The 8992-nt window shown below is 49.1% G+C and carries 9 protein-coding genes; 5 read left to right on the top strand and 4 right to left on the bottom strand.

Annotated elements, in window-relative coordinates; all coding sequences use genetic code 11:
• The 3 genes from L0156_00005 to L0156_00015 all read left to right on the top strand — a co-directional run.
• On the top strand, nucleotides 1-724 hold a 724-nt coding region (locus tag L0156_00005; GenBank protein MCI0601375.1), incomplete at its 5' end, for an ABC transporter substrate-binding protein.
• Between the two features lie 60 nt (nucleotides 725-784).
• Nucleotides 785-1156, top strand: coding sequence for a cupin domain-containing protein (locus L0156_00010; GenBank protein ID MCI0601376.1), 372 nt, complete (start codon nucleotides 785-787; stop codon nucleotides 1154-1156).
• Between the two features lie 129 nt (nucleotides 1157-1285).
• A complete protein-coding gene (locus L0156_00015) occupies nucleotides 1286-2272 on the top strand; it encodes an ornithine cyclodeaminase family protein (protein MCI0601377.1) in 987 nt (328 codons plus the stop codon).
• A 73-nt stretch (nucleotides 2273-2345) separates the two neighbouring features.
• Here the strand turns inward: L0156_00015 and L0156_00020 are convergent, their stop codons facing one another.
• From L0156_00020 to L0156_00035, 4 genes are all read right to left on the bottom strand, one after another.
• Entirely contained in the window at nucleotides 2346-2516 is a 171-nt protein-coding gene (locus tag L0156_00020) for a hypothetical protein (protein MCI0601378.1), read from the bottom strand.
• A gap of 9 nt (nucleotides 2517-2525) precedes the next feature.
• The gene (locus L0156_00025; protein ID MCI0601379.1) at nucleotides 2526-3215 is read right to left on the bottom strand and encodes a hypothetical protein; all 690 of its coding nucleotides are present in this window, start codon (nucleotides 3213-3215) and stop codon (nucleotides 2526-2528) included.
• Nucleotides 3212-3838, bottom strand: coding sequence for a hypothetical protein (locus tag L0156_00030; GenBank protein MCI0601380.1), 627 nt, complete (start codon nucleotides 3836-3838; stop codon nucleotides 3212-3214). The genes L0156_00025 and L0156_00030 overlap by 4 nt, the downstream gene beginning before the upstream one ends.
• Before the next feature lie 169 nt (nucleotides 3839-4007).
• Nucleotides 4008-5468: a PAS domain-containing sensor histidine kinase gene (locus L0156_00035; GenBank protein ID MCI0601381.1), complete on the bottom strand. Its 1461-nt coding sequence runs from the start codon at nucleotides 5466-5468 to the stop codon at nucleotides 4008-4010.
• Between the two features lie 146 nt (nucleotides 5469-5614).
• Between L0156_00035 and L0156_00040 the strand changes: the two genes are divergently transcribed.
• Together L0156_00040 and L0156_00045 are read left to right on the top strand one after the other, a co-directional pair.
• Nucleotides 5615-7435, top strand: a complete 1821-nt coding sequence (locus L0156_00040; protein MCI0601382.1) for a sigma 54-interacting transcriptional regulator — start codon at nucleotides 5615-5617, stop codon at nucleotides 7433-7435.
• An 81-nt stretch (nucleotides 7436-7516) separates the two neighbouring features.
• Nucleotides 7517-8821, top strand: a complete 1305-nt coding sequence (locus L0156_00045) for a serine/threonine protein kinase (GenBank protein ID MCI0601383.1) — start codon at nucleotides 7517-7519, stop codon at nucleotides 8819-8821.
• Nucleotides 8822-8992: the final 171 nt, after the last annotated feature.

Below are 8992 nucleotides of genomic sequence, written 5' to 3' on the forward strand. Positions count from 1 at the left end.
CGGATTTCTCGTGAAGGATTCTTCAAATCCTTTTTCCGATCCTGCAGTGCGCAGAGCAGTAGCTCTGACTATCGATCAGCAACTACTGATCAATGAAGCATTCTTCGGTCTGGCAGAAAGAAGCAATCAGTTGGTTCCGCCGGAAGTATTTGGATACTCCACAGACCTGATGGTTCCCCGGCAGGATTTGAAACAAGCTAAAGAGATAATCGCACAGTCGAACTTTCGTGATGGTTTTCGCCAGTTTTTGTACTTCGGAAAAGGCAGCAGTAAGATTGCGGATCCCCTTGTCCGGCAATTGCAACCGCTGGGCATAGAACTGGAGAAACGCGAGCTGGAATGGGCGGAACTAGACGGTTTGCTGCAAGCGCAGGAGCTCCCTGCTTACCTTGTACAATGGACCTTTCCTGTAAAGGACAGTGGTGACATACTTTACTTCGGTTTTCATACAAAAACACAGGGCAGAGAGTACGGAGCGCTAAATTTCTCCGGGTTTTCTGATCCAACACTCGACCGCATCCTGGAACAAAGCGCGAGCGAAATGAAAGTAGAACGAAGACGTCTGTTATTGAATGAAAGCATGAAGATCGCCATGGACTCGAATGCGTTTGTTCCGCTTTGCATCCGCCGCAATTTTTTTGTCGTGAACAACAATCTTGAATGGACCGGAAATATTTCTGGCAAAATTATTTTAGAAGAGATCCGGTTTGTTTCAGGGCGCTAGCTCCATGTAAAATGAATGGACTTATCTTCATCAACAATGCCGAATCCAACAGGAGGGACTATGAAGTTTCGTTCTATGCTTTTCCTTTTTTCAGTCATGCTCGTTTTCACTTCGTTCGTATGGGCGCAAGATCCAAATGTTGTTGCGCCCGATAGTTATAAGAAGCTATTTGAGAACGATCGCGTCCGAGTTCACCATGTAACGTTAAAGCCGGATGGCAAAATCCCAATGCATTCTCATCCGGATCATCTTGGTTATGCTATGACCGACTGCACTTTGATATTTACAGGCGCAGATGGCAAGTCGGAGACAGCCTCGGTCAAACAAAATGATGTGGTCTGGTTCCCGGCGCTATCGCACAGCGGTCACAATACCGGCAAAAACGAATGCCACGTTCTGGTGGTGGAGCTAAAAGAGCCAATGGCTAAATAAGCCGCCGCGTTTCAGCGGAAGATAGAATTTTTACCACGGAGTCACGGAGAGCACAGAGAAAATAAGGATCATTTTTATCTCCGTGACCTCCGTGACTCCGTGGTGAATCACTCATAAGGGGAAAATGATATGGCGATCCGCGTCTTAAATGAAGCACAGATTCGCAAGGCGGTTACGATCGAAGAAGCAATTGCCGCAGTGGAAAAAGCTTTCATTGCCTATTCCATGAAACAGGCTTCGCTACCATCCGTAATTCAACTGGATGTGCCCGACCAAAAAGGGGAAGTTCATATCAAGGCGGGATACATCTTTGGAGAACGCGACTACGTTGTCAAAATTGCGTCCGGTTTCTGGGAAAACCGCAAAAAGGATCTTCCCATTTCGGGAGGAATGATGCTGGCATTCAGTTCCGAGACCGGATTCCCGGTTGCCATACTGCTGGATAACTGTTATCTCACTGAGCTTCGCACAGCCGCCGCCGGGGCCGTAGCTGCAAAGTACATGGCTCCGAATTCTGTGGAACAGGTGGCTATCATAGGCGCAGGATCGCAAGGGCGATTTCAATTGGAAGCACTGAGCCGCGTTTGTTCTTTCCAGCGCTTGATGGTTTATGATCACCATTCTGCGAATGTCGAACGATACAAGAAGGAGATGAAAGAGCATGTCCGCGGGGAGATCGTGGCGGCATCCAGTGCGGAAGAAGCGGTGCGCGGAAGCTGCATCGTGATCACTGCCACTCCCAGTCGCGAACCTATCATTTTTGGGGACTGGCTTGAACCGGGAACCCATATAACGGCCATGGGATCGGATAATCCGGAAAAACAGGAACTGGACGTTTCTGTGTTAAAACGAGCCGATCGGATCTTTGCCGACAGTATTCCGCAATGCCTGCGACTCGGTGAAATCCATCACGCGGTCGCCGCGGGAGTTTTAACAGAAGAAGACATTGATGGGGAACTGGGAGAAGTGGTGAGCGGTGATATCCCGGGCAGGATGAGCCAGACGGAGATTACACTCTGCGATTTAACCGGTGTGGGCGTCCAGGACGCTGCGATCGCCGGCGTAGTGGTCCGCAAAGCGCTCGCGTCTGACGTGGGAATCCAGGTTGAATCGTAGGGGCATCCGTTGATTCGGTGCCCCCACGTAAACCTCTTGTTCTAGAGTCCCCGTCCTTCTTTTGCGAATGATCTCATTCTCTTACAAAAAACAAGTAAAGAGAGCCAATCAAAAGTAACAGATTGATGATATACACTTTAACAGATTTTGTGCCTTTGTAGGAAAAAATAAAAATAGTTAAGGCAATCCACATCCATAAGAGAATCCACGCAATGACCTGCTGTTTCTGGTCGACAAATTCCATGTTTCTATCCTAAGTTTTCCTTTTCCGCGCTCGCACAACTATGTGGAGCTCATCGTTGCGAGGATTGGTGAGACGAAGAGTCAACAATCCATCCTCATCCTCGCTGATGATGGCCGGAAAGTTACACGAGACAAGCATCCATCCACGAGGAAGTTTTAACACATTGCGGGACCTTCCGAAGGTGCGATCCCAGACCAGCTCACCGTTCTTATCCAAAAAATAGCGGGGTGCATCTGTATATGTTTCCATCACGCGAATGCGAACCGAACCGCCTTCCCGTACCTGCGTCAGCAATGCTCCTTCCACAACAACATCTTCCTCATCCGTTTTTTCCGGATAGTAACCGAGCGCGTTTACTGCTTTGCCCGTGCTTTTTCTGGTTTTCAAGGTTTTGCCTGTATCCAAATCAATGAACGTAATGTCATCCGACACTGTGCTTCCTTTGCGAACAAAACTGTGAGCATGCTTCTGTCCCGTTCTGGTGATATTGAAATCATGAGAAAAACGAAATTGGTGTGTGGCCGGATCCTGTAACCAGTATGTAATCTCGCGATCATCTTCCGCGCGATGAAATGGCGAATCCTGCGCGAATACATGACAGGATATAAGAAGGATGCACAGAGCAATCCAACAAAGTAGCGCGGACGTCCCGTCTGCGAAGCTCCGCAGGCGAGACGCCCGCGCTACCTTGCATGTCATCGTTTTATCCTCCGTCCGACAACCTTTACTGCGATTTCATCATCACGATCATTGATCAAGCTGACTTTCACACGTCCATCCGCCTCCGTGCTCACAATAACAGGAACCGTGCTTTCCACAAGCTCATAACCGGGAGGCAAAACGATCGTATTTCGTTTGATCGAAAGAGATCGCTCAAAGATGATTTTGTCCCCCTGCTGAAAGTAAGACTTCGCGTCTTTGTAAGTCTTAAAAATACGCAGACGGAATTCACCATCTTTTGGAACAGGTCTCGGCAAAAGCACTTTAATAAAAGGAGTTTTGTCATCCGTATCCGGCTCGGCTTGACCGGCCTCTTTGGCTTCCTTGCCGGTGGACGTTTCGAACTTGATTTCTTTGCCGGAGGCGCGATCCACCACTCTCTCGTCGCTTGCTTCGCTTCCCGGCCGAATGATATTGAAGTAAACCGTCGATCCGGGCTCTAGCGCAGAAACATCGTATCGAATTCCGAATTTGTGAGTCTCTGGCGCGAGCAACTCGTACTGCGTCATGGTGTCGTCAGCAAATAGAGTGGAAAAACAAAACAGAAGCGTCACCACCATGAGGTGGTGGCAGAGCATTTTCCATCCTACTTGTATGGACATATTAGAAAACTACTCGTTGACTCTAGCACGAAATATTATCGGTGAGAAAATGCTCTGCTAGCAATCGCGGTAAAACAGAGCATTCGCTCGATGACAATTTATTTCATACTGGTTCAAGCAAATTTGAAGTTGCCCAATCTTTTCATGCATCTTGGCGAATGCTCTGCCACTACTCCTTATACTCCGGCAGATCAAAATAAAAAGTGGAACCGGCTCCCGGCTCGGATTCAAAGCCGATCTGGCCTCCCATTTTCTCCACGATTGCTTTCGAAATGCTGAGTCCCAGTCCTGTTCCCTTCTGACGAGTATCCGCACCCGGAACCTGCACAAACTTTTGAAAAATTCGCGAGCGATATTTTTCGGGAATGCCAGGACCTCTATCGGTTACGGAAACCCGGATAAAACCATCCTTCCTGGATAAGAAGACTCCTACAACTCCGTACGCAGGAGAGTATTTCGCGGCGTTGGAAAGAAGATTGGTAAGCACCTGTATAAAACGATCGATGTCTCCGTGCGCCTTCGCCCCGGGTAAAGGTCCCGTGAGAACCAGTTTGACATGGAACTGCTCCGCGTAAGGCTGGTTTGCTTCCAGCGTATGCTCCACCACCGTCATCACATCCAACGGCCGAAGGTAGAAAATCATTTTCCCGGATTCAATCTTGTCGATATCCAGCATGTCGTTGATCAAACGGACCATCCGGTCGCTACTGCGATTGGCGATCTGCACCATTTTCCGGACCCGTTCCGGGAGATCTGTGGAATTTTCAGAGATCCATCCCAGAGAACCATGAATCGCCGTTAGAGGCACCCGTAGCTCGTGCGAAACGATCGAAATAAAATCATTCTTCATTTGCTCGATCCTCTTTTTCTCCGAGATATCTTCAATGGTTCCCTCGAAATAAAGCGGTATGCCGTTTTCATCACGAGTGATTTTGGAATTCTCACGAACATACAAAAAAGTCCCGTCCTTCGTTCGCCAGACGCATTCCAGGCCACGCATTTCATCTTCTTTTAATGCTTGAGCTCTAAATTCTTCCCTCGAATACCCTCCTTCCAATGCAATTTTGTCAAAATCCACCGCCTCCAGTTCACTCACAGATTCATAACCGATCATCTTCAGCAGAGCACTATTCGCGTTCAGAATCCTTCCATCCAGTGCCATACGGTAGACCCCGATCGGCACGTTCTCAAATAAGGATCGAAAACGTTCTTCGCTTTCACGCAGCGCCTGATCCGCTTGTTTTCGTTCTGTGATGTCTTTCGCAATGCAAACGATTGCCTCCATGGCCCCTCTTTTATCGTTCAAAGCGGATCCGGAACAGCTCATCGGAACGGCGCGTCCGTGTTTTGTGAAAAACGTCACCTCAAATTCATGGAGCGATCCACCTTCAATCAGTCCCGTCATCATGTTGAAAAGGTCTTCGCTTCCCAGAAGTTCCGCGAAGTTCTTCCTTAAAAGTTCACGAGGCGTGTATCCCAAAAGGTCGATTGCAGCCTTATTCACTTTCTTGATTTTTCCATTGGGATGCACGATCAGTAGACAGTCGACAAGACTTTCAAGAATGGAATCCAAAAAACGTGGTGGCGAAATGGACCTTTTTGGGGTTCCTTTTCTGGTAAGTTTTCCCAAGCCGGCAACTCCGAGTATCCTTGAATTATATTCGAAGTTAGCATCACCGCAGAGGCGCTGAGACACAGAGAACAGAATAGTTTTTTCCCCTATCTCTGCGTCTCTGCGGTGCTGCTTCGCAAGGCGTTATACTAATGAATTAGCAAATGGAACCAAAACTTGTGGCTTTGACCGGCCCTTTAAAAGGGGAAACATTCCCAGCCGTTGACAAGATGACAATAGGACGGGACGCCTCGAACACCGTGCACATCAGCGATGTTGCGGTTTCGCGACAGCATTGCGTGGTCAATCAGGGCAAACTTTTCGATCTGGATAGCCTCAATGGAACGTTCGTAAATGGAGTTCCAATTAAAGAAAGAATCCTGCAACACGGTGACCGGATCGACGTTGGCAGCTCTCAATTCCTGTTTCTTGTGAACGGTGAAGCAGCTCAGGATTCCGTCGAATTGCTTTTAGGGGAAGAGAAACTCGCACCGTCCACCATTTTTTTGAAGAAGGAGGAATTTGAATCTCACGCGCTGTGGAAATTCAGCTCTGAAATTCACCTTCTTCGTAAAACAAGCGATGTGCAGCGCAGATTTATGGAACTGGTATTTGAAGCAATTCCGGCGCAAAGAGGAGCGATCCTGTTTGCGGAAAAATCGGTGGAAGACTACTCTTCGATTTTCGCATGGGACAAGACTTCGGAACATCGTTCGAAGGTCCGGATCAGCCGCACAATCGGCAATCTTGTTTTGAGCAAAGGCGAATCGGTTCTTTCGAACGATGTACTTCAAAGCTTTGCTGAGGCCAAGAGCCTGGCTGATTCGGGGGCGCGATCGGTCCTTGCTGCGCCTCTGTCATTGCGCGAGAGCGTGCAAGGGTTGGTCTATCTGGAGGCTCCTGTAACACCAGCTTTCACTGAAGAACATTTGCGATTGCTTTCCGCCATGGCGGCCATTGCTTCCATCGCCTTTGAAAACCTGCAACATGTCGAGTGGCTGGTGGAGGAAAACCGGAAGCTGCGGAACGAGGAAGAAGGATCCCATGGAATCCTGGGGGAGAGTCCGAAGATTCAGGGCGTCCTTCAGTTCATCAACAAAGTGGGACCAACCGACTCCACTGTGTTAATTCTAGGAGAAAGCGGCACGGGCAAAGAGCTCGTCGCCCGCGCGCTTCATGAGAAGAGTCCGCGCGCAAACAAGCCTTTTGTAGCGATCAATTGCGCAGCGCTTACAGAGCCATTACTTGAAAGTGAATTATTTGGTCACGAAAAAGGCGCATTCACAGGCGCCATTGCTCAAAAGAAAGGAAAATTCGAAGTGGCGGACGGTGGAACTCTGTTTCTGGATGAAGTATCGGAGTTGACTCCCCCGCTGCAGGCGAAACTACTTCGCGTCCTTCAGGAACGGCAACTTGAGCGGGTTGGCGGCACGCAGCCGATTCGAGTGAACATTCGTGTTCTCGCGGCAACCAATAAAGATCTGAAAGACGCGATTCAGGAAGGAAAATTCCGTGACGACCTCTACTACCGATTGAATGTACTTTCGATTCAACTCCCGGCTCTACGAGAACGCGCGGCGGACATCCCTTTGCTCGCAACCTATTTTGCTTCACAATTCGGACTCAAATTTCAGAAAAGAATCATTGGGATTTCGCCTGAAGCGCGCGCTCGCCTCATGAATTACGATTGGCCTGGAAACGTTCGCGAGCTTCAGAATGCAATTGAACATGCCGTGGTGCTGGGAAATGCCGACCACATCCTTCCGGAAGACCTGCCTGAATCGTTACTCGAATCCAAAAGCGCGGGAGATCTTTCCCGCTATCATGAAGGTGTTCAAGAAATCAAAAAGAAGCTCATTCTACAAGCGATGGAGAACGCGCAGGGAAATTTCACGGAAGCAGCAAAACTGCTTGGTGTGCATCCGAACTATCTGCATCGTTTAATACGAAATCTGGATTTGAGACATCTCATCAAAAAAGTTTAACAAATGGATATAAACAATGTAGCGCGGACGTCCCGTCTGCGTAATCTGCAGGCGAGACGCCCGCACTACTTTGATTAAAAGATGCCGGAACAGATTGGACACTATCGCATTCTAAAAAAGCTCGGTGAAGGCGGTATGGGAGAAGTTTTTTGCGCGCAGGACTTGAAACTCGGCCGCAACGTCGCATTGAAAATTCTACCGGCAAAACTTGCCGAAGACACCAAGCGGCTTCGAAGGTTTTTGCGAGAGGCGCGAATGGCTTCCACACTCAGCCATCCGAATGTCACTCATATTTATGAAGTCGGCGAGGAAAACGGGATTCATTTCATCGCGATGGAATATGTAGAAGGAGAAACGCTACAGGAAAAAATCCGTGAAGGTCCTGCAGAAAATAGCGCCATTCTAACCATCGCGCTTCAGATTGCTGAAGCGCTCCACTCGGCTCACCAGGCCGGAATTGTTCATCGTGATATAAAGCCGGCAAACATCATGCTGGGCTCGCAAGATCACGTAAAAATTCTCGACTTCGGTCTGGCAAAACAGGATTGGAGTGGCCGCGCGGACGTCGATCAGCTCAGCACCGATGCATTTACGCAGGCCGGAACCTTGCTTGGAACAGTGCAATACATGAGTCCGGAGCAAGCTCTCGGAAAGGAAGTGGATCAACGGTCCGACATTTTCAGCTTTGGTGTGGTTCTTTACGAAATGGCCACAGGACGCAGACCTTTCAACGGAACAAACATCACTGCAACGATCGCGCAAATTTTAACGGTTCAGCCGGAAGCTGCTGATGCATTGAATCCAAAGCTCCTCGCCTCCATAAACCAGATCATAGAAAAATGTCTTCGCAAAGATCCCAATGCGCGCTATCAAAAGGCGAAGGACCTAATCAGGGATCTAAACTTCGTTCGCCAGGGAGCGCAAGTAAGCCTGATCAGCGATCATACAGAGAAAGAGTACTCACTTTCGCGCGGTCTCGCTCGAACTCTGTTCATCGCCCTGCAATTTATGTATCTCGTCTTCTATCTATGCGCGTTGCGATGGTCCGATGCAATGGAATCGAGTTTTGCCACGCTGCTGGGGGCCCCGGCTGCCTCGTATCTGGCAGTTGGGTTCATCCTGACTGCGGTTCTTGGAATAGCGATCCGGCTTCACATGCTCTTCCTGGTCATGTGGGATCACATCTCCAGCGGGGTTCAGTTTCGAAAAGTTTTTCCACTGATCTTCGCTCTGGATTCATTCTGGGCAATTGCGCCTTTCGGCTTGTTAAACAAGGTGCCCGGAATTTTTCTGATGGCGTGCGTGCCTCCGCTGGTCTTCAGCCCCTTTTCCCAGCGCACTCTGATCCGCGCCGCCTACGATTTGCAAACAAGTAGACGCACATAGCATCTGATGGAGCGCAGTCTCCAGCCTGCACTTGAGTTTCTACATTTGCTTCCGCATCTACGAGGAGAACGATTTTCTAAACGAACCATGCCGGCAGAATGCCGGCGGTCATTTATGCCAGCCTGGAGGCTGGCGCTCCTCTAATGAGCGCCGCCATTCTGGCGGCATTGA

It is taken from the genome of bacterium, from assembly GCA_022616075.1.
Lineage (GTDB): Bacteria > Acidobacteriota > HRBIN11 > JAKEFK01 > JAKEFK01 > JAKEFK01.

Bases quoted from the DNA above. Each gene is read 5' to 3' on its own strand.
- L0156_00010 (MCI0601376.1), top strand. From the start codon at position 785: ATGAAGTTTCGTTCTATGCTTTTCCTTTTTTCAGTCATGCTCGTTTTC.
- L0156_00015 (MCI0601377.1), top strand. From the start codon at position 1,286: ATGGCGATCCGCGTCTTAAATGAAGCACAGATTCGCAAGGCGGTTACG.
- L0156_00020 (MCI0601378.1), bottom strand. From the start codon at position 2,516: ATGGAATTTGTCGACCAGAAACAGCAGGTCATTGCGTGGATTCTCTTA.
- L0156_00025 (MCI0601379.1), bottom strand. From the start codon at position 3,215: ATGACATGCAAGGTAGCGCGGGCGTCTCGCCTGCGGAGCTTCGCAGAC.
- L0156_00030 (MCI0601380.1), bottom strand. From the start codon at position 3,838: ATGTCCATACAAGTAGGATGGAAAATGCTCTGCCACCACCTCATGGTG.
- L0156_00040 (MCI0601382.1), top strand. From the start codon at position 5,615: ATGGAACCAAAACTTGTGGCTTTGACCGGCCCTTTAAAAGGGGAAACA.
- L0156_00045 (MCI0601383.1), top strand. From the start codon at position 7,517: ATGCCGGAACAGATTGGACACTATCGCATTCTAAAAAAGCTCGGTGAA.